Annotated in this window: 20 protein-coding genes; 13 read left to right on the top strand and 7 right to left on the bottom strand. The window is 66.1% G+C overall.

Going from position 1 to position 22,571, the window contains the following annotated elements; all coding sequences use genetic code 11:
- Positions 1-40: 40 nt before the first annotated feature.
- Positions 41-1,336, top strand: coding sequence for an MFS transporter (locus BMI01S_RS25065; protein ID WP_036045793.1), 1,296 nt, complete (start codon positions 41-43; stop codon positions 1,334-1,336).
- Positions 1,337-1,468: 132 nt separating this feature from the next.
- Positions 1,469-1,852, top strand: a complete 384-nt coding sequence (locus tag BMI01S_RS25060) for a hypothetical protein (RefSeq protein WP_244145391.1) — start codon at positions 1,469-1,471, stop codon at positions 1,850-1,852.
- 85 nt (positions 1,853-1,937) lie between these two features.
- On the opposite strand, the gene BMI01S_RS25055 is transcribed toward BMI01S_RS25060, so the two are convergent.
- Positions 1,938-2,336, bottom strand: a complete 399-nt coding sequence (locus tag BMI01S_RS25055; RefSeq protein ID WP_028231832.1) for a VOC family protein — start codon at positions 2,334-2,336, stop codon at positions 1,938-1,940.
- Between the two features lie 117 nt (positions 2,337-2,453).
- Between BMI01S_RS25055 and BMI01S_RS25050 the strand changes: the two genes are divergently transcribed.
- Positions 2,454-3,161, top strand: a complete 708-nt coding sequence (locus BMI01S_RS25050) for a helix-turn-helix transcriptional regulator (RefSeq protein ID WP_028231833.1) — start codon at positions 2,454-2,456, stop codon at positions 3,159-3,161.
- A 46-nt stretch (positions 3,162-3,207) separates the two neighbouring features.
- Here BMI01S_RS25050 and BMI01S_RS25045 read toward each other — a convergent pair whose 3' ends face one another.
- Positions 3,208-3,648, bottom strand: a complete 441-nt coding sequence (locus BMI01S_RS25045) for an Lrp/AsnC family transcriptional regulator (protein ID WP_456088848.1) — start codon at positions 3,646-3,648, stop codon at positions 3,208-3,210.
- A 141-nt stretch (positions 3,649-3,789) separates the two neighbouring features.
- Here BMI01S_RS25045 and BMI01S_RS25040 point away from each other — a divergent pair, with 141 nt between their 5' ends.
- Positions 3,790-4,431: a LysE family translocator gene (locus tag BMI01S_RS25040; RefSeq protein WP_028231835.1), complete on the top strand. Its 642-nt coding sequence runs from the start codon at positions 3,790-3,792 to the stop codon at positions 4,429-4,431.
- Here the strand turns inward: BMI01S_RS25040 and BMI01S_RS25035 are convergent.
- The 3 genes from BMI01S_RS25035 to qhpG form a co-directional block, all read right to left on the bottom strand.
- Positions 4,428-5,090 carry a gamma-glutamylcyclotransferase gene (locus BMI01S_RS25035; RefSeq protein ID WP_036020230.1) on the bottom strand — a complete coding sequence of 221 codons (663 nt, stop codon included), beginning with the start codon at positions 5,088-5,090 and terminating at the stop codon, positions 4,428-4,430. The two genes, BMI01S_RS25040 and BMI01S_RS25035, sit on opposite strands and share 4 nt — an antisense overlap.
- A gap of 233 nt (positions 5,091-5,323) precedes the next feature.
- A complete protein-coding gene (locus tag BMI01S_RS25030) occupies positions 5,324-6,358 on the bottom strand; it encodes an SGNH/GDSL hydrolase family protein (protein ID WP_028231836.1) in 1,035 nt (344 codons plus the stop codon).
- A gap of 338 nt (positions 6,359-6,696) precedes the next feature.
- Positions 6,697-8,013, bottom strand: a complete 1,317-nt coding sequence (gene qhpG, locus BMI01S_RS25025) for a flavin-dependent monooxygenase QhpG (RefSeq protein ID WP_028231837.1) — start codon at positions 8,011-8,013, stop codon at positions 6,697-6,699.
- 844 nt (positions 8,014-8,857) lie between these two features.
- Here qhpG and BMI01S_RS25015 point away from each other — a divergent pair.
- The 6 genes from BMI01S_RS25015 to BMI01S_RS24990 all read left to right on the top strand — a co-directional run bounded on the left by BMI01S_RS25015 (position 8,858) and on the right by BMI01S_RS24990 (position 18,019).
- Positions 8,858-10,699 (top strand): potassium transporter Kup, encoded by a 1,842-nt coding sequence (locus tag BMI01S_RS25015; RefSeq protein WP_407669060.1) that lies wholly within the window; start codon positions 8,858-8,860, stop codon positions 10,697-10,699.
- Positions 10,700-11,031: 332 nt separating this feature from the next.
- On the top strand, positions 11,032-11,541 hold the full coding sequence (locus BMI01S_RS25010; RefSeq protein WP_028213869.1) for a hypothetical protein: 510 nt from the start codon (positions 11,032-11,034) through the stop codon (positions 11,539-11,541).
- A 393-nt stretch (positions 11,542-11,934) separates the two neighbouring features.
- Positions 11,935-12,528 carry a DUF2760 domain-containing protein gene (locus BMI01S_RS25005; RefSeq protein WP_028231839.1) on the top strand — a complete coding sequence of 198 codons (594 nt, stop codon included), beginning with the start codon at positions 11,935-11,937 and terminating at the stop codon, positions 12,526-12,528.
- Positions 12,525-14,369 (top strand): Hsp70 family protein, encoded by a 1,845-nt coding sequence (locus BMI01S_RS25000; RefSeq protein WP_028231840.1) that lies wholly within the window; start codon positions 12,525-12,527, stop codon positions 14,367-14,369. The genes BMI01S_RS25005 and BMI01S_RS25000 overlap by 4 nt, the downstream gene beginning before the upstream one ends.
- Positions 14,370-14,374: 5 nt before the next feature.
- Positions 14,375-17,200 carry an Hsp70 family protein gene (locus BMI01S_RS24995; protein ID WP_028231841.1) on the top strand — a complete coding sequence of 942 codons (2,826 nt, stop codon included), beginning with the start codon at positions 14,375-14,377 and terminating at the stop codon, positions 17,198-17,200.
- A gap of 108 nt (positions 17,201-17,308) precedes the next feature.
- Entirely contained in the window at positions 17,309-18,019 is a 711-nt protein-coding gene (locus tag BMI01S_RS24990; protein WP_028213873.1) for a YceH family protein, read from the top strand.
- A 237-nt stretch (positions 18,020-18,256) separates the two neighbouring features.
- Here the strand turns inward: BMI01S_RS24990 and BMI01S_RS24985 are convergent, their stop codons facing one another.
- On the bottom strand, positions 18,257-19,111 hold the full coding sequence (locus tag BMI01S_RS24985) for an alpha/beta fold hydrolase (RefSeq protein WP_028213874.1): 855 nt from the start codon (positions 19,109-19,111) through the stop codon (positions 18,257-18,259).
- A gap of 238 nt (positions 19,112-19,349) precedes the next feature.
- The gene (locus BMI01S_RS24980) at positions 19,350-20,144 is read right to left on the bottom strand and encodes a hypothetical protein (RefSeq protein ID WP_028231842.1); all 795 of its coding nucleotides are present in this window, start codon (positions 20,142-20,144) and stop codon (positions 19,350-19,352) included.
- Between the two features lie 202 nt (positions 20,145-20,346).
- On the opposite strand from BMI01S_RS24980, the gene BMI01S_RS24975 reads away from it, so the two are divergent.
- From BMI01S_RS24975 to ubiM, 3 genes are all read left to right on the top strand, one after another.
- A complete protein-coding gene (locus BMI01S_RS24975) occupies positions 20,347-20,556 on the top strand; it encodes a hypothetical protein (protein ID WP_036045798.1) in 210 nt (69 codons plus the stop codon).
- Between the two features lie 258 nt (positions 20,557-20,814).
- Positions 20,815-21,252, top strand: a complete 438-nt coding sequence (locus BMI01S_RS24970) for a hemerythrin domain-containing protein (protein WP_036045812.1) — start codon at positions 20,815-20,817, stop codon at positions 21,250-21,252.
- A 22-nt stretch (positions 21,253-21,274) separates the two neighbouring features.
- Entirely contained in the window at positions 21,275-22,471 is a 1,197-nt protein-coding gene (gene ubiM / locus BMI01S_RS24965; protein ID WP_028231844.1) for a 5-demethoxyubiquinol-8 5-hydroxylase UbiM, read from the top strand.
- Positions 22,472-22,571: the final 100 nt, after the last annotated feature.

The following is a 22,571-nucleotide window of genomic DNA, read 5'->3' as shown; positions in this document are numbered from 1 at the left end:
TAACGAAAACCCGTAGGAGAACGTAGTGAACACTGATTCAATGCTTGACCAGCGGCCCGCCGAAGAGCGGCACGTGATGTCGAAGATCGCGCGCCGCCTGATGCCGATCCTCGTCGTGATGTTTCTCATCTCCTTCATCGACCGGCAAAATGTCGGCTTCGCGAAGCTGCAGATGGTGCATAGCCTCAACATGACCGAAGCGGCGTTCGGCCTCGCTTCCTCGCTGTTCTTCATCGGCTATCTGCTGTTCGAGGTGCCGAGCACGCTCGCGCTGCACCGCTACGGCGCGCGCGTCTGGCTCGCGCGCATCATGCTCACCTGGGGCGTGATCACGGTGCTGATGGGCTTCACGACGTCGATGAACGTGTTCTGCGGGCTGCGCTTCGCGCTGGGCGTGGCCGAGGCCGGCTTCTATCCGGGCGTCATTTATTACCTCACGCTGTGGTTTCCGCAAAGCTATCGAGCGCGCGTGCTCGGCATCTTCACGCTCGGCAGCGCGCTCGCGAACATGCTGGGCTCGCTCGTGGGCGGCTGGCTGCTGAGCCTCGATGGCCTGGGCGGCCTCGCGGGCTGGCAGTGGGTGTTCATCGCCACGGGCCTGCCGGCGGTGCTCGTTGGCATTGCCGTCTTCAGGCTGCTGCCTGCGTCCTACCAGGAGGCGCGTTTCCTGAACGAGCGCGAAAAGCAGATCGTGGCGGCCGCGCTCGAACGCGAAAAACCGCAGCACGCTGAGCACGCGCAGCCGTGGAAGGCGCTGCTCGACCCGCGCGTGATGCTTTTCGCCGCGACGTACATGCTGATGTCGACGTCGCTGTACGGCGTGACTTACTGGCTGCCTACGCTCGTGAAATCGTTTGGCGTGTCGAGCAGCACGAACGGTCTCTTGAGCATGCTGCCCTGGGCACTGGCGGTGTTGCTGCTGCTGTGGCTGCCCTCCAGGCTGCGCCGCGCCACGAGCGTGCTGCGCGCCATGGCGATCGTCGCGGCGCTCGGCACGGTGTGTTTCCTGCTGAGCCTTCTGCTGCCTTCCACGCCGCTGCGCTTCATCGCGCTCGTCATGGGCGGAGCCTGCATTCCACTTCTGTATCCGTGCTTCTGGTCGATGCCGCCGCGTTACTTCACCGGCGCGCGTGCAGCGGCGAGCGTCGCGGCGATCAACTCGATCGGCAATCTCGGCGGTTTCTTCGGACAGAACCTGATGCCGTTCGCGGGCAAAGTCACGGGCACGGCATTCGGTCCGATGATCGTGCCGATCGTCTGCCTCGCGGTCCTCGGCCTCGGCTCACTCGTTGCGTGGGGGCGTTCCGGGCGCGCGATGGCGGGCGTGCCCGCTTAGGGGCCGGAAGCGCTGCGATTGTCTGGATGGCGGTAACAGTGAATTCATTGCATGCGCATAGACTTTCGATAGCACGCCCCTAAACTGCTCCTCCATGTGAGCGCCAACGGCGCTCGATCATGAGAGGGATCGATGGAGGAAGTTTTCAAAGGGGCCGCAAATGCGCAGACCGAGGCGAGCTGCGCAGGCGAGCGCTCGCGGCCGTGGCCCCGTTTCGCGGAGCCGTTGCCCAAGGCACTCGTAGCCGTGGCCGCCGCTTGCACAGTCCTCGCCGGTTGTGCTTCGGCTGGCGATGTGGCCGCCGCCGACAAACAGGGTACGTATGTCGTCACGGCTTCTGCAACGGGCGGCCGTCTCGCGTGGGCGCGCGCGCACAAGCGCGCAGTGAGCGAGGCGACCCGTTACTGCGAGGGCCGCGGCATGCAGACGAGCCTCGGGCTGGAGCATACAGAGGGCCTCGAAGCGCTTAAGGAACAATCGTCCGTTATCAACTTCGAGTGCCAGCCGAAGCTTTGACGCGCATGACGCCAAGCCGGAAGGTGCGTCGAGCGTGCGGTGCGCCACTTCGCGTCCCACCGCCACGTCGGCCGCACCATCGCCACTAACTACGGCTGTACTTTCGAGTGGCTTCCGCCGTGACAGGCGTGAAGAGATTGACGAGGTTGCCGTCCGGATCGCGAACGAGCAGCGAGCGATTGCCCCAGGGCTGCGTTGTCGGGCGCTGCACAAGCTCGGTGACCATCGTTTCGAGCTTGCGACAAGCCTCATCGACATCCTTCACGCGAAACTCGACGATGACGGACTGGTTGCGCTCGGGAACGGCGGCGCCCGCACCGAACATGTCCATCGTGCGCCTGCTGCCAATGGCCAGCGTAGCGCTGGCCGTTGAAAGCTCCGCAAACTCATCCGTGTACCAGGTCGCCGTGAGTCCAATTGCTTCGTAAAACTGAACGAGTCGTTTGACGTCGTCAGTAATGATTCGGGTGGAAACGAAATCCATCTTGCCCTCCGTGGGTCATGGCGGTGTCGGTTAAACTGCGCTCGCATCCTACCGAAGGCCTGCTGCCACCGTTTTGTCAGCAGCGAATCCAGCGAGCCCAGCAAAATCCGCACGCCCATGCGCCGAACCGACCGACTATTCCAGATCATCCAGATTCTGCGGCGTTCGAAGCGCCCTGTCACCGCGAGCCGCCTGGCCGAGGAACTGGAGGTGTCCTTGCGGACGGTGTATCGCGACGTCGCTGATCTGATGGCCCAGCGGGTTCCGATTCGCGGCGAGGCGGGGCTGGGCTACGTGCTCGATCGCCAGTACGACATGCCCCCGCTCATGCTCACGCCCGACGAACTCGAAGCGACCGTGCTCGGTGCACAATGGGTTGCCGGGCGCGGCGATCCTGCGCTTTCGAGGGCCGCGCGAGACCTCGTGGCAAAGATCGCGACTGTCGTTCCGGAACAGCTGCGCCCCTTCGTTGCGGAGCCGACGGTGGGTGCGCCGCCGCCTCTCGCGTCCCCAGCCAGCGCGGGCGGGCTGGACTTCACGCAGCTGCGGGAGTGGATTCGCGCGGGCCGCAAGCTGCACATGCGCTACCGCGACGAGGGCGGACGCGTAAGCGAGCGCACGGTATGGCCCGTGCTAATTGGCTACGCCGATACGGTTCGGTTGCTGGCGGCCTGGTGCGAGCAGCGCCAGGCATTTCGTCACTTCAGGACGGACCGGATCATCGAGGCCAGTTTTCTGGACGAGCGGCACGGGCAGCGTCGCGGCGAACTCGTGGCGCGGTGGAAGCGGTACATGAAAAAAGAGCGCGGACTGGATCTGCTCTAGCGCACCGGCTACGGTGCGCTGGCTACGCACGAGCATTGGCTGTTGTTCAGCGCTTGCTGGCCGGGACTGTCCGGTTTGCATGCGGCCGCTCCAGCGCCCGCGCGGCGAGCGGTGTGGACATGACGACGGACGTGCGCGTCTCGCCGTAGAGATTGATCCGCTGGATCAGGCGCTCCAGGTCGGCCACGCTCGTCGCCACCAGGCGAATGACATAGGAGTCCGCGCCCGTGACGTGATGGCATTCGAGGACTTCGCCGATGGTGCCGAGCAGCTTGAGGAACTTCGCCTTCGCCGATTGCTGCACCGTAATGCCGAGCAGGGCCGAGATCGGGTAACCGGCGGCGGCCGGGTTCACACGCGCCGCGTAGCCTTCGATCACCCCGGCTTCTTCCAGACGCCGCACCCGCTCCGTGACTGCCGGCACGGACAGGTGCACCTGGCGCGCAAGCTCGGTGTAGGTCATGCGCCCGTTGTTTTGCAGGTGCATCAGTATTTTCCAGTCCAGATCGTCCGTCATGGCGAAGACTTTAAGGTAAAACGCCCATTCTCCCTTAAAAACCCGCTTTTGCGGCAAAGCCTCGCCGTCTACGATATTCGCCTATACGACAAGGATTGCGGGGAGAGCAACATGTTGTTCGTGAAAGCGGTGGCGATGGGCTTCTGTATCGCAGCGCCAGTCGGAGCCATCGGCATGCTGTGCATCCAGCGCAGCCTGAGCCGGGGCTTCTTCTCAGGGTTCGCTACGGGCATGGGCGCGGCATGCGCCGATGCCGTCTATGGCCTGCTCGGCGCGCTCGGGGTGGCGGGCATCGTGGCGGCCCTGCCGATGCTGACCGTCGTTCTGAAAGCGGCGGGCGGTACGTTTCTCGTGTGGATGGCGTGGACGATCGCACGCGAGGCGCCTGCCGCGCCAGCGGCCGGGCAGGACACGATACGTGTACCGGTCACGCGGGATTTCCTCACCACGTTTGCACTCACGCTCTCAAACCCGCTGACCATTTTCTCTTTCATCGCAGCCTTTGCGGCGCTTGGGCCGTTGAATCCCAGCCAGGGAGCGCCTGCCGCGATGAACTGGTTCACCGTGGTGCCGATGGTAACGGGCGTTTTCGCCGGTTCTGCCGTGTGGTGGCTCTTCCTCAGCGTCGTTACCTCCGCGCTGCGCACGAAGCTGCCTCTCGCGTTCACGCGCGGCATTTCCGTTTTCTCCGCCGTCGCGATTGCCGCGTTCGGTCTTGTTCAGGTGGCTACGGGTTTGAGTCGGCTCGTTTAGCCCTGCGTTTCGAAACGTCCGAGCGCTTGCGCCACTTCCTCGATATAGGCATCGGTCAGCGCGCGATCGGCGAGCGCCTGCCTGAGGCGCAAGACGTATTCGGCGTTGGTGCCGAGCGGGCCTTGTGCCTCGGCGATCTGGCGCGCGACCGTCGAGGGACTCGAATCGGCCTCGTATTGCCGCGGGCAGCCGTTCGCCACGAACGCGAGGGCGTGCTGCGTCTCGCCCGTGACGAGCGTCACCGTGGTCCAGGTGGGCTTGTAGGCGCCCGTGAGCATTTCGCGCGTCCAGAGAATGCGCAGCTCTTCGTCTCGCGCCGCGGCATCGAGTCGCAGCGCCACGCCTTGCGTATGACCGCCCGGCTCCAGCGCGAGCATGCGGCCCGGGCACTGCGGCGTGCCGCGCCCGGCCATCAGGCGGATGCAGAAGCTACGGTGCCAGCCGTGCAGCGTCGCGCTGACGCTCAGGTCGAAACGGGACAGCGGATTCCACATGAGCGAACCGTAGGCGAACACCCAGACGTCCTCGTCAGCGGGCCGCGCGGCCATCGTATCGGCGAGCGACTGGTCGATACGGGCTTGTGTCCACAGGATTTCCGGTGGAAGGAAATTGAAGCTCTCGAGAAATGCACCGGAGCGAATGGCGTCCCTGTTTAACATGGGTTCGGCGTGGTCGTGGAATCTACGAGAGGGAGTATGCCGTCGACGCACGCGTGGATAAAGCCCGCCGAACGAGACGCAGCGTTCGGCTGGGGACGACAATCGATGCGATGTGCCCGCTTCGCGGGCGCGTTGTTCGGCCCCTTTGTAAGTGGCTGACCGCCAGTTGAAAAGGTCGCCGTTGGAGAGCCAGGCGGCCGCGCATCCGTGGCGCGGCCGCGTCAACCCGCTATTCAGTGCCCCAGGCCGCTCGCTGCGATCTGCTGTTCGACGTACTGCGCAAAAAGCGCATGCGTGCGCGTGGTGGGGTGAAGATCGTCGGCGAACATATAGGTCTGGTCGGCGTTGGACGTGACGTAAGTGGCCCGCGAACAGAACAAGGAGGTGTTGTCCGGCGTTTTCGAAGGGTCGCAGGCCTGGGCCGTGTTAGATACAGCAAAGCCGTTTGCCTTGAAGTTCGCGACGAGCTGCGTCACCCACGTATAGGAATCGATCTGGATGACCTTGCCCTGCAGGCCATTCGCTTGCAGCGCGCCGTTCAACGTGCTGTTGAAGAGTTGCGACAGTTGGGTCAGGTTCGCGCCGCCGTCGGCCGAGGCGATCGCCTTGGGCGAGAGACCGACGTTCGGCACGTTGATCACCACGACATGCGTGGCGCCGGCCTGGACGATTTGCCCGACGATCTGCGCGAGCGTCGTCGCGGCGGCCTGGACGACGGTGTTGGCGCCCGGCGGATTGCCGGCGCGCAGCACGTCGTTCGAGCCCGCCCACACGAGCACCAACTGGCCCGAGTTGAAGCTGCCGTGAGCGGTGAGATAGCTCGAAACCTGTTGATTGACCGGCATTTCGATGTTGCCGATCACATCGGAGAGGAAATCGTACTGGTTGGCCGGCGTGGCGACTGTCGCGCCGCCCTCCGCGTAGCCTAAGCCGCCTTGCGCGCTCAGCTTGTGATCGAGGCCGACGGTGTACGCGGCGCCGAGCGTATTCCCATAGTATTGCGCGACATTCTGGGACCAGACCTGGCCAGGGTTGGTCGTGAACCGGCCGCCGCCTACGGCGCTCGCGAGGGGCGCATACGTGCCGACATCGGAAAGGCTGTCGCCGAACGAGACGACTTGCAGCGTGACACCGCCCGGCGGCCCGCTCGTGCTGCTGCCCGAGCTGCTCCCGCCGCCTCCGCCCCCACCACTGCCGCCGCATGCCGTCAGCACGCCGATCAGCGCGGCGAAAATTGCCGCCCGGATCCGGGAATCGATCGTTGCCATTGCGCCCCCTTACTCGCTCGATATGGTTGGCCCGCGCGACTGGATAGGGCGGGCGTAAGTGGGCTAGCAAGAACAATGCGCGCTGATTACAAATTGCTGACGAGGCTCACGGCGCCCCATCGTTCTCGCGTGCAACCAATCATGACCTGCACCGGGCGACCTCATTGGCGCCACGCTGCCTGGAACCGGCGATGCCGCGGCCGGAAAGCGCGGGCATGATGCCGTCGCGACGCACCTTATGCGTTCGACCGAGAGTACGCGCGCAACATCAGTTCGTTGTACGAAGGTTATAGATGTCGAATCGATACTTTCGTGGACGAAGCTCGCGCAGACGCGAGTCAAACGTAGCGCTCGGGAAAGTCCTGCATCGCGAGCCAATGACGGATCAGGCGCGCCTGATCCGCATCGAGCGACTTGAGCACCTGCTCGGCGGGCTCCCGGCGTAGCGCCTCTACCACAGGTGCGAGCGCAGCGTCGCACAGATGCCAGATGCCGAGCGGCTGGTCCGGGCTCGCGACCACGTCCGCTTCGGCAATCATGCCACCCTCGATCACGGGGGCGCGACCCACGTTCAGTTCGTTGAAGTCGGCGCTCACATGAGCGGGCCGGTCGTCGGGCCATGCGCTTCGCGTTTGCCAGAAGGGCTGCATGCTCCAGCGCTGTTCGAGCGCATAGACATCGCGGCTGGTGCGCGCAAAGCGCGTGAACAACTGCTCGATGCGCTGCTGGTGGAAGCGCAGCGCGAGCGGTGCGCGGTCGGGCCGCGCGAGCAGCGTGTGGATCACGGCGGGCGCCTGCAATGCCGACGTGAGCGACTGGAACACGCCATTGCCCGCGAGCGGATCGACAGCCATGGCGGCGTCGCCCACGCGCAGCCAGTTGTGGCCGCCCGTACGGCCGCACAGTGTGGCGGTGCTGCTGCGCGCATAGAGGCGCGCGTCTTTTGCGTCGTCGCCCGAAAAGAAGTCGACAGCAAGCGGCGAGTGGCGCATGCGCTCGCAAAACGCGAGCAATTCGTCGCGTTGCGGCAACTCGGGATTCGCGACGTCGAGTGTCAACTGCCAGTAGCAACGGCCGTCGTTCAATCGCGCCATCCACGCCCAGCCGGCCGGCAGGCTCTCTACCGCAGTGGCCGCCGCGCCGGGGCTGCCCGCCCATGCATTGAGCAGGCTCACGGTCTGCGGTCCGCGCGTGGCATCGCGCAACAAGGGGGCGAGACGGCCGCGTGCTTCGACGAGAAAATCCGCGCGCAGCGTGAGCGGTCCATCCGCACTTTCGATCATGAGGTCGTGACCCGCGGATGTGGACTGCAGCGAGCGCACATTCGCCTCGATGACGTCCACGCCCGCGCTGCAGAGGTCTTCGCGCAATGCCGCGTCGAACACTCTTCGATCTACGAGAAATTCGGCATCCAGGGTCCGCAGCGCGCCGTTCCATAGCGTGGTGCGCACGCACGGCCCTTCGCCGCAGCTGGCCGCGTAATGGAGACCCGCGCGGCGCAGTGCTTCGATTCCGCGCGCAGACAGCGTTTCCGCCGCGTCGAAGCGGCGCCAGTCGCTCACCACCTGCACGCGATAACCCATCCCGACGAGTGCGCGCGCGACGGCGGCACCCGCGGGGCCCGCACCGAGCACGACGATGCTGGCGGCATTCATGATGGGCGCGCTCGCGAACGGCCATCCGTGAGCATGCTCACGAACATGACGCGCGTGACAGCATGAAGGGGAGGAAAGGAATCGTGCAAGCCGTCCTCCTTGAAATCATGGCGCATCGCTTCGCGACCCCGGCGCTGCGCTTGGGATGAGTGAAATCTAATCTGGCATAGATGCCGCGATAAAGCTATCCGGTCAAAGGAGGATGTCTGAGTGGCTAGTGCTGCGTTTCAATGCGCGATGCGTATGAACGATGGTGTCCGGTAATTGCTTTGCGAATAGGCGATGCACGCCGGTCAGGATCATCGGTATTCCTCACAAGGATGATTGCCGCGGGACGCAAAGCGGGGACAGTGCACAAGCTGCCCTTTAGCCAGGCGATGCGCGCAAGGGCGCCGAAGCGCGGGAGCGAACGACCGTCTTGCCATTCGCTCCAATGCAGTTCGAATTGCGGGGCGAAAGGGAGGGTCTTGATGGAGGCGGCGTTCGCATGTTGCATGCCCGTGGTCACACGCATACGTCGATGGCATTGCCATCGTATGGAGAAATAGTCGGGCGAGAGGTCAGCAATCGTCACGGACTCCCAGGGACCACGGCGCGCGAGTTTCGCGAAGGCGCCGTGGCGCGTGCGCGTCGTACGAAGCGCATTTTCACGCCAAGGTTCCTATACTTTCTCTAGCGCGCGCCAGGAAACGCGCCCCCAAAGCGAAACGATAATCGCCGTGGCCGCTCGGGTTCGCTCGCGCGGCGTCAGGAGGGAGACATGGCACAATCCGCATCCGCTGCGCCGGGCCACGGGCACGTTGGCGACTCCGGTCCGCATCGCCCGGCTCTCCCTGCGCTCGCGCTGGCCGCGCTCGGCGTGGTTTATGGGGATATCGGCACCAGCCCGCTCTATACGCTCGCCACGGTATTCGATCCCGGCAACGGGCTTGCGCTCAATGCCTTCAATATCGTCGGCATCATCTCGCTGATCTTCTGGTCGCTAATGATCGTCGTCTCGCTAAAGTACGTCGCGCTCATCCTGCGGGCGAACAATCACGGCGAAGGCGGCATCATGGCGCTGCTCGCGCTCGCCGCTTCGTCGGTTTCCGGGCGGCCCCACCTGCATCGCGCGCTGCTCGTGATCGGCGTGATGGGTGCGGCGCTCTTCTTCGGCGACAGCGTGATCACGCCGGCGATCTCCGTGCTGAGCGCCGTGGAAGGCCTCGAAGTCGCGGAGCCCGCGCTCAAGACCTATGTGATTCCGGTCACGCTCACGGCGCTCATCGTTTTGTTCATCACACAGAAGCATGGCACGGGCGGCATCGGCGCCGTGTTCGGTCCGGTGATGGTGCTCTGGTTCGCCGTGATCGGCGTGGCGGGGGTCGTCAACATCGCCGCCGCGCCGGTCGTGCTGGTCGCACTCGATCCGCTGCAAGGCCTCGCATTCTGCATGCATCATCGCTGGCTCGCTTTCGTCGCGCTGGGCGCGGTCGTGCTTTCGCTCACGGGCGCCGAGGCGCTCTATGCCGACATGGGCCATTTCGGCAAGCGGCCGATACGCCTCACGTGGTTCGGCATCGTGTTTCCTGCGCTCGCGCTCAACTACCTCGGCCAGGGCGCGTTGCTGCTGGCGCATCCCGGCGCAGTGCAAAACCCGTTCTACCGGCTCTTCCCGCAATGGTCCATCCTGCCGATGATCGTGCTCGCGACGATCGCGACCGTCATCGCATCTCAAGCCGTCATTTCGGGCACCTATTCAATGGCCATGCAGGCCATGCAGCTTTCCTTCCTGCCACGCATGAATATCGTGCATACCTCGGAGCGCGAGATCGGGCAGATCTACGTGCCCGGCATCAACTGGATCCTGCTCATTGCCGTCGTCGCCGCGGTGCTCGGCTTCCGCTCTTCCACGGCGCTCGGGTCCGCTTATGGCATTGCCGTGACCGGCACCATGCTCATCACGACGTTTCTCACGTTCTTCGTGGTGCGCTACGCGTGGCATTACAACTGGGCGCTTTGCGTCTTCGCGACAGCGTTTTTCTTCGTGATCGACGCCATGTTTTTCTCGGCCAACATGCTAAAGATCGTGGACGGCGGCTGGTTCCCGCTCGTGATAGGCGCGCTCATGTTCACGGTCATGGCCACCTGGGGACGCGGGTGGGAAATGATGCTCGCCGAGGCGCGAGCGCGCGCCGACAAGAAGCCGCTCAAGCCCTACCTGACGGCGCTGCTCGAGCGTTCGCCCGTGCGCGTGGGCGGCACGGCGATCTTCCTCACGCCGAACGCCAACGCGGTACCGCATGCCCTTGCCAACAACCTGCGGCACAACCGTGTGCTGCACGAACGCGTAGTATTCCTGAGCGTGATGACGAAGGATGTGCCATGGGTAGCCGAGAGCGAGCGCGTGGTGGTCGAACTGCTCTGCCCGGGCTGCTACTACGTCGTCGTCAATTACGGATTCAAGGACGACGTCGACTTGCCGCGCACGCTGGCCGCATACAAGTCTGCGGAACTCGCGTTCGATCTCGACGAAACGTCGTGGTTCCTGAGCCGCGCCGTGGTGGTGCCCACGCGCGGCCATGGCATGTCGTTGTGGCGCGAGCGCCTGTTCGCGGTGATGCTGCACAACGTCGGGAATATCGCCGCATTCTTCAAGCTGCCCGCCAATCGCGTGATCGAGGTGGGCGCGCGCGTCGAGATCTAGCGGTGGCTCGGTGCGCGCCTTTGCCGACGGCCGGTGCGTGATTGCTCCAGTTCGATGTGCACAGCGCAGGATGGGCAATATCGCGGTCGGTCGGTGAGCTCGTTTGGGCTGCCGGCACGGCGTGCGGGTCATGCGGGAATGCGAAATCATATGAAGTGCGTGCGAATCTGGGATTGGCGTCCGCCTCGCGTGTCGCAGTGTCGGAGAGTTGACTCGGCAGCAACGGGTACGTCGGCGAAGCAGATTCCGGCTTGCGCGTTGCGGGGATGTCAGGCGTAGGATGACTGGAATCGAGCGGTAGCACGCGACCGCATCACCCAAGGAGGGCCATCATGAGACGCCTCTATTTCCTCGCTCCCGACACCACGACGGCGCAGGCAATCGTGGACGATCTGCTGCGCGCCCGCATCACCTGGCGCCATATCCACGTGCTCGCCAACCACAGCGTTGGGCTCGAACGCCTGCCCGAGGCGTCGCTCTTGCAGCGCAGCGACGTCGTGCATGCGCTGGAGCGCGGCGTGGCGTTCGGCGGCGCGACCGGTGCGATCGTCGGTCTGGTGGCGCTGATGTTTCCGCCCGCGAATCTCGAGATCGCGGGTGGTGCCGTCGTCGCGCTCACGCTCGCCGGCGCGGTGTTCGGCGCGTGGACGGCCGCCATGATCGGCGTGGACGAACCGAACACGCGGCTTGCGCGCTTTCGCGGGCCGATCGAGGACGGTCAGTTGCTCGTGATGGCCGACGTTCCCGGCTCGCGCGAAGCCGAGATCGAGCAGAACATTGCTCAGCACGTTCCGCGCGCCGACGTGGAAGGTGCGGAACCGACGACGCCGATCTTTCCCTGAATTCGCCCGGGTTTCGCTGGCATCGGCGCGGGGCTCACCGCCCACGCGCCGATGCGGCCGCGCGGGAATCGCGAAGTAATGCGAGTCGAATCTGCGGTGCACCCAATCTGAACCGCGCAGCAATCCGGCCCGTCCCTCTCTGCCCCGGCGCCACGCGCAGTTCGAACCGCCAACCCGCGCGCCCCCCAGCCGCGCTAAAGGCGCCAATTCCCCGCCAAATCCCGCATTTTGACCGGCTCACGCCCGCGACAAGGCAAAATACGGGTTTTGAGCCCGCGCCGGGCTCCAGTCCCCCTGCTGGCCGCCTCCTTCCAGGCATCGATCGGGCCTCGTCGCGAGCCCGGCAGGTCGGCTCGCGTTGCGAGCCCAGGCAAGATATTTGGAGTCGTCTCTATGCCCGAATCGAATCTGTCTTTCTTCGGCCGGCTTTCGGTCGCGCTGGGATCGTTCTTCGCGATCCTCGGCGATGCCGAGCTTGCCGCTAACGTGCGCCGTCTGCGTGAAGGCGGTCCTGCGTCGTTCGCCCCCGCCACGGTCACACCCGCGCCCGCCGCGGCGCCGGTGGCGAAGCCGCAGCCCGCCCCCGCGCCCGCCGTCATCAAGGAAGCGACTCCCGACGCCGCGCTTCAGCTGCTCGGGCTGCTCCAGCGCAACGCGCGTTTCGTCGATTTCGTCGAGGAAGACATCGCCGGTTACAGCGATGCCGATATCGGCGCCGCCGCGCGCATCGTCCACGAAGGCTGCCGCGCCACGCTGCGCGACCATTTCGCGCTCCGCCCGGTGCGCAGCGAGGCCGAAGGCGCGCGCGTGACGCTGCCCGCGGGCTTCGACGCCGCCGCCGTGCGCCTCACGGGCAATGTGGTCGGCGAGGCGCCCTTTAGCGGCAGCCTCACGCACCGCGGCTGGCGTGTCGAGGAAGTCAAGCTGCCCCAGCTCGTCAAGACGCACGACGCGAGCATCATCGCCCCCGCGGAGGTGGAACTGTGAGTGAATCGCGATATTCGATCGGCGTCGACCTCGGTACGACGCATTGCGCGCTGTCTTACGTGGACCTCCTGGCGAGCGACGGCGAAAAGACAGAGCAGGGCGTGCTGAACGTCACCCAGCTCACGGCGCCGGGCACGCTCGAGTCGCCCCACCTGCTGCCTTCGTTTCTCTACCTGCCGCACGCGGGCGAGATGACGCCGGGCGATCTCACGCTGCCGTGGACGTCCGAGCGCGACTACGCCGTCGGCGAACTCGCGCGCAGCCGGGGCGCGGGCACGCCCATACGCCTCGTTTCGAGCGCGAAGAGCTGGCTGTGCCACCCGGGCGTGGACCGCCGCGCGGCGATCCTGCCCAACGACGCGCCGCCAGAAGTGACGCGCGTCTCGCCGCTCGAAAGCTCGGTGCGCTATCTCACGCACCTGCGCGAGGCGTGGGATCACGCGCATCCCGAGGCGCCGTTCGCCGACCAGAACATCACCGTCACGATTCCGGCGTCGTTCGATCCGGCCGCGCGCGAGCTGACGGCCGAGGCGGCGCAGGCGGCCGGCTACGCCAACATGACGCTGCTGGAGGAGCCGCAGGCGGCGCTCTATAGCTGGATCCAGAAGAGCGGCGGCGCCTGGCGCAAGGAAGTGAAGGTCGGCGACATCATCCTCGTGGTCGACGTGGGCGGCGGCACGACCGACCTTTCGCTCATCGCCGTGATCGAGCGCGAAGGGAACCTCGAGCTGCACCGCGTAGCGGTGGGCGAGCACATCCTGCTCGGCGGCGACAACATGGACCTCGCGCTCGCGCACGTCGTCGCGCGCAAGCTCGCGGCCCAGGGCACGCAGGCCGATCCGTGGCAATTGCGCGCGCTGACCTACGCGTGCCGGTCGGCCAAGGAAGCGCTGCTGAGCGACGCGTCCGTCGATACGGTGCCGATCGTCGTGCCGAGCCGCGGCTCCAAGCTCATCGGCGGATCGATCCGCACGGAACTCACGCGAGCCGAGCTCACGCAGATCATCCTCGAAGGCTTCTTCCCGCAGGTGGACGCCACCGCGCGCCCCGCCGCGCGCACGCGCGCGGGCCTCACGCAGCTCGGCCTGCCCTATGCGCAGGATGCGGGCGTCACGCGCCATCTCGCCGCCTTCCTCGGGCGCCAGGTGCAAGCGCTTGCGGAACTCGAAGGCTTTGGCGCATTGCCCGAAGGCGCGACCTTCCTGCATCCCACGGCGATTCTGTTCAACGGCGGCGTGTTCAAGTCGCCGCTGCTTTCGCAACGCGTGCTCGACATCCTCAACGGCTGGCTCGCGGCCGAGGGCGCCGCGCCCGCACGCCTGCTGGGCGGCGCGGACCTCGACCTCGCCGTGGCGCGCGGCGCGGCCTATTACGGCTACGTAAAGCGCGGCAAGGGCGTGCGCATTCGCGGCGGCACGGCGCGCGCGTACTACGTGGCCGTGGAATCGGCCATGCCGGCAGTCCCGGGCATGGAGCCGCCCGTCTCGGCGCTTTGCGTCGCGCCGTTCGGCATGGAAGAGGGCACGGAAGTGCCGCTCCCGCCGCAGGAGTTCGGCCTCGTGGTGGGCGAGCCGGTGCATTTCCGCTTCTTCGGTTCGTCGGTGCGGCGTCAGGATCTGGTGGGCACGATGCTCGACTACTGGTCGCCCGACGAGCTGCAGGAGCTGGAGGAAATCCAGGCCACGCTGCCGACCGAAGGCCGCACCTCCGGCGAGGTCGTGCCGGTGCGGCTGCACGCGCGCGTGACGGAAGCCGGCACGCTCGAACTCGAAGCGATGCCGAGCGGTACGAGCGAGCGCTGGAAGGTCGAATTCGACGTGCGCGGCGGAGCAAGCGCCTGAGTCCGATGAAGCCATACGTCGTCGGCATCGACCTGGGGACGAGCAATACGGTCGTGGCGTACGTGGAGGCTGGCGGCGACGCCATCCGCGTGTTCGACATCGAGCAGCTCACCGGTCCCGGAGAAGTGGGGGCGGAAAAAATGCTGCCTTCCGCGCGCTATCACCCGGCGGCGGGCGAGCTGGCCGAGGGCGATCTGCGCCTGCCGTGGAGCGCGTCTTCCGAGAGCGCCAGCGGCGAGCTCGCGGGCGTCGTGGTCGGCCGCCTCGCGCGCACGCTCGGCGCGCAGGTGCCGGGCCGGCTCGTGGCGAGCGCGAAGAGCTGGCTCTCGCATGCCGCGGTCGATCGCCTCGCGCCGATCCTGCCGTGGGGCGCGCCCGACGACGTCGCCAAGGTGTCGCCGGTCGTCGCGAGCGCGAGCTATCTCGCGCACGTGCGCGCCGCCTGGAACCATCGTTTTCCGCCTGCGCCGCTCGAAGACCAGGACGTGGTGCTGACCGTGCCCGCGTCGTTCGACGACGGCGCGCGCGCGCTCACGCTCGAAGCGGCGCGGCTCGCGAAGCTGCCCGCGCTGCGGCTGCTGGAAGAGCCGCAGGCCGCGTTCTACGACTGGCTGTACCACCATCGCGCGACGCTCGACGCCGAACTGGGCGCGTCGCGCCTCGTGCTCGTGTGCGATGTGGGGGGCGGCACGACCGACCTCACGCTCATCAAGGTCCAGTTCGAGAACGGCGAGCCGCAGCTCACGCGCATAGGCGTGGGCAATCATCTGATGCTGGGCGGCGACAACATGGATCTTGCGCTTGCGCATCTGGCCGAGAGCCGGCTCGTGAATACGCAAAACGCGCAGAACGCGCAAGCACGCCTGAGCGCCGCGAGCCTTTCGCAGCTCGTCGAGCGCTGCCGTGTGGCGAAGGAACTGCTGCTCGACGCGAGCGCGCCGGAGTCCGTGCCCGTCACGCTGCTCGGCACGGGCGCTCGCCTCGTGGGCGGTGCGCGCACCACGCAGCTCGGCCGCGAGGAAGTCGCGCAGATCGTGCTGGACGGCTTTTTCCCGATGGGCGCCGCGAGCGACCTGCCGCGCCGCTCGCGCGCGGCGATCGTCGAGTTCGGCTTGCCCTATGCGGCCGATCCGGCCATCACGCGCCATATCGCGGCGTTCTTGCAGCGCTTTGCCGCGCAGTCGCGCGAGGCGCTGGGCGAGGTTGGCGCACAGGACGCCGCGCCGCCCGTGCCCGACGCGCTGCTGCTCAACGGCGGCGTGTTCCGCGCCCGCTCGCTCGCGCAGCGCCTCGCCGACACGCTCGGCGCCTGGCGCGGCGAGCCGCTCAACGTGCTGCAAAACGATCAACCCGACGTGGCCGTCGCGCGCGGCGCGGTCGCCTACGCGCTCGCGCGCGCGGGCCACGCGCCGCGCATCGGCGGCGGCTCGCCGCGCAGTTACTTTCTCGTCCTCGACGATGCCGCAAGCGACGAGGCGCGCACTACGCCGCGCGGCGTATGCGTCCTGCCGCGCGGCACCGAGGAAGGGCATGAACTGCATCTCGATGACCGCACCTTCGCGCTGCAGCTCGGCCAGCCCGTGCAGTTCCACCTGGCATCGACGGTTGCCGACACCGCGTGGCGGCCGGGTGAGATGGCCGACCTCGCGGCGGGCGACTTCGTGCGCCTGCCGCCGCTCGCGACGGTGGTGCCCGCGTCCGGAGATGCAAGGACGGCGCGCGAGCGCCCCGTCAAGCTCACGACCGCGTTGACCGAAGTCGGCACGCTGGAGATGCACTGCATTGCCACCGACGACGCCTCGCAGCGCTGGCTGCTCGAATTCGCGCTGCGCCGCGCCGAGCACGAAGGCGGCGCGTCGACAGCGGGCGGCGAGTCGCGCCACGCGGGCCTCGACGACGCCATCGAAGCGATCGAACGCGTGTTCGGCGCGCGCTCCGCGAAGGTCGATGCGAAAGAGGTGAAGCGTCTGCGCGCGCATCTCGAAGAGCGGCTCGGGCCGCGCCAGAACTGGGACGGCCCGCTCCTGCGCGAGCTGTTCGGCGCGCTGTGGGAGCGCGCCGGCAAGCGCCGGCGTTCGGCCGATCACGAACGTCTGTGGCTCAACCTGGCCGGGTTCAGCCTGCGCCCGGGGTTCGGCTATCCGCTGGACGAATGGCGCGTCGAACAGCTATGGACGCTCTTCGACGACGGCATCCAGTTCGTCAACGAAGGCCAGGTGTGGTCGGAGTGGTGGACGCTCTGGCGGCGCGCGGCGGGTGGGCTGAACGAAGCGCAGCAGAATGAGGTACTGGAGGCGATGACGTACCTCGAAGAGGCGGCCGGCTCGAAGCGCCACAAGCTGCCCTTCGACCCAGCGAAGCTCGGTTTTCCGGACATGATCCGGCTCTATGCCTCGCTCGAACAGATCGCTGCCGAGCGCAAGGTCGAGATCGGCGAGCGGCTGTTGCAGCGGCTCCAGAAGCCTTCGGAGAATCATCAGACCTGGTGGGCCGTGGGGCGCATCGGCGCGCGCCAGCCGTTCTACGGCAGCGCGCATGGCGTCGTGCCGCCGGAGACGGCCACGCGCTGGCTCGACGCGATACTCGCGCTCGACTGGAAGAAGATCGAACCGGCGATGTTCGCCGCCGCGCAGATCGCGCGCATGACGGGCGACCGCTCGCGCGACCTCGCGCCCGAAGTGCGCGACGCGGTGCTGCGGCGCCTCGAATCCGCGAACGCGCCGCCCACGTGGGTGACGATGGTGCGCGAAGTCGTCGCACTCGATACGGCCGACACGGGCCGCGTGTTCGGCGAAGCGCTGCCGGCGGGGCTGAAGCTGATCGCAGGTTGATCGCAGGCTGATCGCGGCGCGAGCGGCGCCCGACTTCTGCGGGAAGCGCGGCGCGCGTATGATCGAACGCCTGATTCCCATCTGTTTTTCAGCGAGCCCGATCCGCCCATGAATTCTCCTGCCGAAGCCTCCTCGCCGCGCGCGTTGCGCGCACTCTCGCCGATCGAGGCGCGTATCGTCGGCGTGCTGGTCGAAAAGCAGCACACCGTGCCGGACACCTATCCGCTGTCGCTCAACGCGCTCACGCTCGGCTGCAACCAGAAGACGGCGCGCACCCCCGTCATGAACGTGAGCGAAGCCGAGGTGCTGGCCGCGATCGAAGACCTCAAGCTGTTGAGCCTCGTGTTCGAAGGCAGCAGCAGCCGCGTGCCGCGCTTCGAACACAACCTGAACCGCGTGCTCGGCGTGCCGAGCCAGGCCGTGGCGCTCCTCACCGTGCTGTTGTTGCGCGGCGCGCAGACGGCCGCCGAACTGCGCCTGAACTCGTCGCGCCTGCATGGATTCGCCGATGTGTCGTCGGTCGAGGGCTTCCTCGAGGAGCTGGCGGAGCGCGAACCGCCGCTCGTCGTGAAGCTGCCGCGCGCGCCGGGCGAGCGCGAGAGCCGCTGGATGCATCTGCTGTGTGGCGAGGTGAGCGCGGCCAGTTTCGCGGGGGCAGGGGCAGCCGCGCCTGGCGCGCGCGATGAATCCGGCGAGAGCGTCTCGCTCGCGGATTTCGAGGCGGTGCGCGCGGAGCAGCAGCGTCTCGCCGATGAAGTCGCCCGCTTGCAGACGCTCGTCGCACGCATGGCAGCCGAACTCGGCATGTCGCTCGACTGAGCGTCGCGGCTCGTGCTCTCGTTGCCGACGAATCGCTTCAAGAGGACGCTTGCCCGATCCTGCGACGATCGAGGAAATCACGGCGTTCGCAATCGTCTGAAGCGCATGCCGGTGGCGTTGCGCGTGGCACACGTGGCATGAGTACGCTGCGCGCCCAATTCCGCAGCAAGAACGCGAATACCGGCATGCACGGCGCGCATGCGCCGCGTCGTCGTGCAAAGGCCCGACGGCGACGCCTCAGCCTTGCGTGATGAAGGTGTGCACGTGGGTGTTGAAGAGATCGGGGTGCGTGCCGTTCATGCCGTGCGTGGCGCCCTTGATCGTGACGCGCCGGGCAAACGCGATCCATTGTTCCAGCGCTTCGACGTTGTTGCGGAACATGAGCGGGCTGCGCTGACCGTCGATGAGCAGCGTGCGGCACTTGATCTCGCCGGCGGCGCGCGGCGCGTAAGGCGGCAGCGGATCCTGCAGCTGCTTGGGCAGCGTCGTCGCGTTGGCGATGGCCATCTGGCGAAAACCCGCTGAGCTTTTTTTCCAGGCGCCCGGCACGCTCACGGAGTCCACGAACAACTCGAGACCCGCTTCGACTTCGCCGCTGTGGATGAGGTCGGCGGCGCGCGTGCGCAGCGTATTGGTCGCGGGAGGCAGCGCGGCCTCGTCGTCGTCCACGCGCGAGAGCGGGCCGCCCGGGTCCGCGAGCACCAGCGAGCGCACGAGGCGCGGATAGCGCCGGGCGAGATGCCAGGCCACGCAGCCGCCGCGCGAATGACCGACGAGGTGCACCGATTCGAGGCCCAGCGCGGCAATGAAATCGGCCAGCTCGGTGACGTGGCTCTCCCAGCCGAAGTCGCCCTGGATGCAGGCGTCGGCAGCCGGCCAGTAGTGGCTCAGGCTCGGTGCGATGCAGCGGAAATGCTCCGAAAGGCCGTTCAGCTGCGGCATCCAGTAACGATAGTCGCAAAGCGAGCCGTGGACGAACAGCACCGGCTCGCCTTCGCCGCGTTCGAGAAACGGCAGGGCAATGCCCGAGTGAAGCGTGGCGTACGAGAGGTCGGGCGCGGCAAGTAGCGAGGGATCGATGCGTTGGTTCAAGGAGAGGCTCCTGACGTATGAGCGTCACTTTGCCGCAAGCGCACGATTAAGGGAAACTCAATAAACTGAAGGAATCGATAAGATTTTCTGATTCAAAAAGGGGCGTAACGCGGCGCGGCCGGTACGGTTGCGTTGCAAGCTTTCGGGGGTGAAGGCAATCGGGTGCGCGCGCGGTGCTGGCGGCGTTGCGCACGCGATCGAGAGGGTAGCCACGCGCTGCACGCGGCTTCGCTTGTCATCAATCGGCGTCTACGGCGCTTTGCTGCGCAATATGAGCGGGCTTTTTCATGGCCAGCTGCTTCGTGAGCCATTGCGCGAGCATGGCGAGCGCGGCGGCTTCCGCAAACGCTAGCGACGCGCGCTGCACGGGCAACGAGAACGCGAGGGAAAGGCAGAACGCGGCGAAAGAGAAACGCCCGAGCACCATGCCGCGCACGAGCGAGACGACGAAATCGGCGCCGTGCGCGCGCTGCGACGACACGCAAAGAATCGTGCCCAGCAGTGGGAACACGGCGAGCAGCCCGCTCCACGAAGCACCGACACGGCCCGAAGTCGACGTCACCACAAGGGTGAGTGCGGCGCCGGCGCCCATCCGCCCGAGCAGGTCGGCGCGCGTGAGCGGCGCGCCTGCTGCAACAGCCGTGCTGCGCGGGAGGAACGATTGGCCGAGGCACACCGCGGCGAGCGCAACGAAAGCGGATGCCGCGGGCGTTACCGGAAGATGCGCGAGGCCGAATGCGCTGACGAACCACGCGGCAAGGCCGGCCGCGAGCGCGGTGGGCCAGGCATGTGCGCGGCATGTCCACGCATAGGCGAAGTTATAGGCCTCCGAAGCGAGGATGGCCGAGAGCGAGAGGAGCGCGGCGTGCGCGCCGAAGGCGCTGCCGTGGGCGAGCACGAGCAGGAAGAGAATCGGACCCGCAACGACGGGCAGGCCTGCGAGCCATCCTGCAACGGCAGGCCCCCACCATTTGCCCGACATCGAAACGATCAACAGGAAAAGCGGAACGAGCGTGAGCTTGAGCGCAAGCATGGCGGCGGGCAATTTTAAAGGCGAATGGTAGCAGGCGTAATGCTTGAAGCGCTTGAAGCGCTTTAACCGCTTGAAAACATGCGCAAGCCTCAGGGTTCTCACGTCCACGTTAATCCGCATTGCGTCGCAGCAAGTTCGTTCTTAGACTGATTCTCATCCAGGCAATCGTCGGAGACGATATTCCCACCACGGGAGGCTTCACATGAACATATTGCAATCGCCGAGCCGGCCATCTGGTCCGCGGCTGCACGTATTCGAGCAGGAAGGCGGCTGGCACTGGGGTATCACCATCGAGCGGTCCGCTGGCGGCGGATTCAAGGTCATCGCTTACAGCGAGAAGACTTTCAACGCCGAAAACGAAGCACAATCCGACGGCGATCGCGCCCTCGTCAATCTCGCCGAAATGGTCTGAGCCGCGCCTCGCGCGCGACTCTTGAATCCCGGCATCTCGTTCTCGCATCTTTCGACGTTTCCTTTCGTCTGCTCGCTTGACGCGCTTTTTCCCTGCCCATGCGTTCGAGCGGGCAGAACGCGCCTTGCGTAAGGGGCGACCAACTGTCTCACCACCGATCACCGGTCGTTTGCCAAAAATCAGCGCGCAAAGGGAGGCGTCCCGCTATCCTGGAATTTTGTCCGCATGCGCCTTTCAGGCGCGCTTCGCATTTTCCTCATGACTTTATCCGCGTCGCACCGCTCGCCAACGCTCTCCCCCGAACTGCAACTGGGGGAGCCCATGACCGATACGATGCATGCCGGGTTCGTGGCGCTGCTCGACGCCGCGGCGTCCGCGCCGAACGAAGCCCTGGTCGCCGCGCTCGACGCCTGGGCGGCTCATACGAAGCAGCACTTCGCGCAGGAAGAAGCGTGGATGGAGACCATGAACTTCGGCCCGCGCCATTGCCATGCGGGGCAACACCGGCATGTCCTGAACGTGGTCGGCGAGGTGCGCAGACAGATCGTCGAGGAGGGACGCTTCGACACAGGACGGCAACTGGTGAACGAGCTGCGCGAATGGTTCGCGTGGCACGTGAAGACGATGGACTCGCTCATGGTCGAATCGCTGCTCGAGTGCGGCATCGCGCAAGCAGTTCCTCATCAAGCCGCTTGACGCCTGGCCGGAGCGTTGACTTATGAAAGCAGATATCGTCATCGTGGGCGCAGGGCCGGTGGGGTTGTGTCTCTCTCGCGCGCTCAGCGGCTCTGGCCTGAAGACCGTGCTGGTCGAACAGCAGCGCCTTGCCGACATCAGCGAGCCGCCGTTCGATGGGCGCGAAATCGCGCTGACACAGAAATCCGTCCGCTTGATGCGCACGTTCGGACTCTGGGATCTCATCGACCCGCACGCGCGCGCCCCGCTTTGCAGCGCCAAAGTGTTCAATGGGCCTTCCACGGGTGCGCTGGAGATCGGGCATGAGCTGAGCGGCCATGCGGAACTGGGCTGGCTCGTTTCCAATCACCTGATCCGCAAGGCGGCCTACGAGGCATTGCGGGAAAGCACCGCGCGGCACGGCGACGTGACGCTGCTGGCGGCGCAAAAGGTCAGCAGCGTGAAAGCCGGTGACGAGCTGGCGAGCGTGACACTGGAAAGCGGCGAGACGCTTTCGGCGAGACTCATCGTCGCGGCAGACAGCCGCTTCTCGTCCACGCGCAAGATGATGGGCATTGCGGCCTGCATGCACGATTTCGGCAAGGCCATGCTGGTTTGCCGCATGACGCATGAAGCGCCGCACGCGCACACCGCGTGGGAATGGTTCGGCTATGGTCAGACGCTCGCCCTGCTTCCCTTGAACGCGGATCGGGCGAGCCACGCACATCAGTCGTCGGTCGTGCTCACGCTGCCCGTAGGCGAAGTGAACGAGATCGCGGCGCTCGCGCCCGACGCATTCGCCGGACAAATCGAAGATCGCTTCATGCGGCGGCTAGGGGCGATGAAGCTGGCCAGCACCCGGCACGTTTATCCGCTCGTTTCGGTTTATGCGGATCGTTTCGTCGGGAAACGCTTTGCCGCCGTGGGCGACGCGGCTGTCGGCATGCACCCCGTGACCGCGCATGGGTTCAATTTCGGGCTGCTTGGCGTGGAAACATTAGGAAACCGAATTATCGAGGCGCACAGGAACGGCTTCGACATCGGCGCCGCCCCCGTATTGCAGCGATACGAAATCCAGCACCGCCACGCGACGAAGCCGCTCTTTCTCGCCACTCGGTTCATCACCGACATCTACACGAACAACACCATGCCCGCGCGACTGGCGCGCGATTTCATGTTGCGCGCGGCGTCACGTCTGATGCCGTTCAGGAAGGCGATTGCGGCTTCGTTGACCGGTTAGGCTCGAACGCCCTGAACGCCTCCGCCGCCTCCGTGTCCGTAATGGACCTGTTCCGTACGCAATCGCGCGTGCGGTCCGGCACAACGTTTGCGCTTCCATC

It is taken from the genome of Paraburkholderia mimosarum LMG 23256 = NBRC 106338, from assembly GCF_000739815.1.
GTDB classification, from domain to species: domain Bacteria; phylum Pseudomonadota; class Gammaproteobacteria; order Burkholderiales; family Burkholderiaceae; genus Paraburkholderia; species Paraburkholderia mimosarum.
The sequence above is the reverse complement of the archived record's forward strand: the minus strand, read 5'-3'. Positions and strand labels throughout refer to the sequence as shown.

Bases quoted from the DNA above. Each gene is read 5' to 3' on its own strand.
- BMI01S_RS25065 (WP_036045793.1), top strand. From the start codon at position 41: ATGCTTGACCAGCGGCCCGCCGAAGAGCGGCACGTGATGTCGAAGATC.
- BMI01S_RS25060 (WP_244145391.1), top strand. From the start codon at position 1,469: ATGGAGGAAGTTTTCAAAGGGGCCGCAAATGCGCAGACCGAGGCGAGC.
- BMI01S_RS25055 (WP_028231832.1), bottom strand. From the start codon at position 2,336: ATGGATTTCGTTTCCACCCGAATCATTACTGACGACGTCAAACGACTC.
- BMI01S_RS25050 (WP_028231833.1), top strand. From the start codon at position 2,454: ATGCGCCGAACCGACCGACTATTCCAGATCATCCAGATTCTGCGGCGT.
- BMI01S_RS25045 (WP_456088848.1), bottom strand. From the start codon at position 3,648: ATGCACCTGCAAAACAACGGGCGCATGACCTACACCGAGCTTGCGCGC.
- BMI01S_RS25040 (WP_028231835.1), top strand. From the start codon at position 3,790: ATGTTGTTCGTGAAAGCGGTGGCGATGGGCTTCTGTATCGCAGCGCCA.
- BMI01S_RS25035 (WP_036020230.1), bottom strand. From the start codon at position 5,090: ATGTTAAACAGGGACGCCATTCGCTCCGGTGCATTTCTCGAGAGCTTC.
- BMI01S_RS25030 (WP_028231836.1), bottom strand. From the start codon at position 6,358: ATGGCAACGATCGATTCCCGGATCCGGGCGGCAATTTTCGCCGCGCTG.
- qhpG (WP_028231837.1), bottom strand. From the start codon at position 8,013: ATGAATGCCGCCAGCATCGTCGTGCTCGGTGCGGGCCCCGCGGGTGCC.
- BMI01S_RS25010 (WP_028213869.1), top strand. From the start codon at position 11,032: ATGAGACGCCTCTATTTCCTCGCTCCCGACACCACGACGGCGCAGGCA.
- BMI01S_RS25005 (WP_028231839.1), top strand. From the start codon at position 11,935: ATGCCCGAATCGAATCTGTCTTTCTTCGGCCGGCTTTCGGTCGCGCTG.
- BMI01S_RS24995 (WP_028231841.1), top strand. From the start codon at position 14,375: ATGAAGCCATACGTCGTCGGCATCGACCTGGGGACGAGCAATACGGTC.
- BMI01S_RS24990 (WP_028213873.1), top strand. From the start codon at position 17,309: ATGAATTCTCCTGCCGAAGCCTCCTCGCCGCGCGCGTTGCGCGCACTC.
- BMI01S_RS24980 (WP_028231842.1), bottom strand. From the start codon at position 20,144: ATGCTTGCGCTCAAGCTCACGCTCGTTCCGCTTTTCCTGTTGATCGTT.
- BMI01S_RS24975 (WP_036045798.1), top strand. From the start codon at position 20,347: ATGAACATATTGCAATCGCCGAGCCGGCCATCTGGTCCGCGGCTGCAC.
- BMI01S_RS24970 (WP_036045812.1), top strand. From the start codon at position 20,815: ATGACTTTATCCGCGTCGCACCGCTCGCCAACGCTCTCCCCCGAACTG.
- ubiM (WP_028231844.1), top strand. From the start codon at position 21,275: ATGAAAGCAGATATCGTCATCGTGGGCGCAGGGCCGGTGGGGTTGTGT.